This is a genomic window from Pseudoalteromonas sp. SR45-5 (assembly GCF_014163565.1).
Classification (GTDB): Bacteria; Pseudomonadota; Gammaproteobacteria; order Enterobacterales; family Alteromonadaceae; genus Pseudoalteromonas; species Pseudoalteromonas distincta.
Genome location: NZ_JACJDN010000616.1, coordinates 1 through 2,334 on the forward strand (window position 1 = coordinate 1; position 2,334 = coordinate 2,334).

Sequence of the window (2,334 nt, forward strand, 5' to 3'; positions counted from 1 at the left end):
AAATGAACGACCCTGCCCAGCAAGTTGTTCAAACCCGTTGCTGCTATCTTGTTTAAGTGCTGCAATACTTACGCCGCCTAGTGGGAGTTGGTAGTACTCATCAAACACGTTACTCACTTCTGCGCTTAGCGTTAATGAATCCCATGTGGCTTTAGAGCTTAAATTAACCAAGCTGTAGCTGTCTGTTTGGTTTTCAAAACGATTATTATCTACACGGCTTTTATTATCGACCCACTGCCAAGATAATGCGTTTTCAAACCGACCCATTTGCTGGCTAATACCTAGCTGGGTCTGCAGTGGTTTAATTTGATAAAGCGGCTGGTTAGTATCGTCGCGCTTGCCTCTCGTATTAGTAACATTAGCGTGTAACTGCCAGTTACCTAAGTCCTTAGATTCATAAATGTTGGCTGTTAAATCTATTTTTGCACCATACAAAATGGCATCTACATTAGTAAACTGCAAAATATTACGCGCTGTGTTGTCCAAGTCATAACTATTGAAGCTTCTTACAATATCAGCATCAATATAATCATTCACATCTGTATACCAAACATTGGTGCTTAAACGCCAACGGTCATCTTTAGCCGATTTAATATAAGTAGCACTTAAAGTATGCGCTGTTTCAACGTCTAAATCAGGGTTACCAATATAGCCATTACCATCGCCATACCAACCAATCATGGTGGTTGCCATATTACTTACGCCCCAGCTGTATCGCTCGTATAAATTAGGCGCGCGGTTTTTACGGGCAAGACCAAATTGCAGCTCATCATAATTTGTTATTTGGTAGTTAATTAAAAAGTTAGCATCAACTATAGTGTCGGTTTTATCTCTGTCGCCAGCATTAAAGTTCTGTGCAGCAATGCTATTATCTGTAGACGTATCGCTCATGGTCATACTTTCCACACCCCCCATGTCGCTCATATCGCCCATATCCATCATGCTCATACCGTCGTTGTAAGGCTGAACCTCACCTACTTGGGTATTAACACTTTCAATACGTACGCCTGCATTTAACCATAACTTGGTATTTATTTGGCTCTCAAATTCAGCAAATGCCGCTATGCGCTCTCGTTTACCGTTATTTATATTTACGTAATCGTCTGGTCCCATCATGGTTGAGCCTTCAATACCTGGCCACCAATCATCAATGCTGTAATTGTAATATTCTTGAGCGAGTAAAATACTGCTGTTTTTATTAAGCGCAATACGCCATTTAAGCTGCGTACTTATATCTTGTGCATCGGTTTTCATTGGCATCATGCCTGTTTTTTCTTCACTGAAAAAACCCATTTCGTGCTTTACGCTATGCCAGTTAACTTGCCCTTCAAGCTCGCTGTTTTCAAAGGAGCGTTTGTATTGAGCTATTGCACCGTAGCTGGTGTTATAGGTCATATCCATATACTGATTTGCAAATCCCTGATATGGGATTTTTTGATGCGTTAGCTTTATAACTAATTGCTGTTTATCATCGCGCATAGCTGCGGTTAAACTATGATTTTGTGCTCGATACAATGTATCTAATACTACATCGCCGTTACCGTCTTCATAACTATCTGCGTCACTAAACGAACCCTGATAATTAAGGCTAAGCGTGTCACTTGCTAAACGTGCACCAACGCCAAGCTTACGTCCGTTATCAACACTACTGTACTTTGCTGACACATAACCTGAGTGCCAACCTAATTCATTGCTATCGCTATACTGTGGTGAAATAGAATTAACGCTTATTACACCGGCAATATTATCGCCGCCCGTGCTTACAGGCGATACGCCTGCAACCACATTGTAAGACGTAATTTGATTAGCCGAGATATACGACAGTGGCGGGTTCATGTGATTAGCGCATGCAGCGGTTACATCTGCGCCATCAATTAACACTTTAACTCTGTCGCCCATTAAACCATTTAAAATAGGGAGGTTAGATACGCCGCCCGCAGCTGAAAAGTCGACACCTAAATCACTTAATAACGATTCTGACGAACCAAGTGCTAAATGCTTATTTTGAGCATGTCCGTGTACTTCAATTACTTCTAAAGACGTATCGTCGGCAAATGCAAAAGTAGATAGCACACCGCTAATAAAAAGTGCGACAGGGGAAAGTAAGTAAGTTTTTTGAGTTTTGCTTTTATAAACCATTGTTAATTTATGCCACTGTAATAATTGGCGTAATTATAGTGTGAACTGCAAAAGCAAAAGCGCGACATATTGTCGCACTTTATCAAATTAGCATGATCTTAAGTGCTTTTATTAAACGAATCGACCTAGGTTTAATTAAAAAATTGGAGTGAAAATTTTAACTATTTTATTAATTTTTGACTAATGGCAGAACAT

The 2,334-nt window shown here is 40.1% G+C and carries 1 protein-coding gene; it reads right to left on the reverse strand.

Features of this window, described 5'->3' with window-relative positions:
- Positions 1 to 2,139, reverse strand: a 2,139-nt coding sequence (locus H5072_RS17160) for a TonB-dependent receptor (RefSeq protein ID WP_182694231.1), incomplete at its 3' end; no start/stop codon positions are given.
- Positions 2,140 to 2,334: the final 195 nt, after the last annotated feature.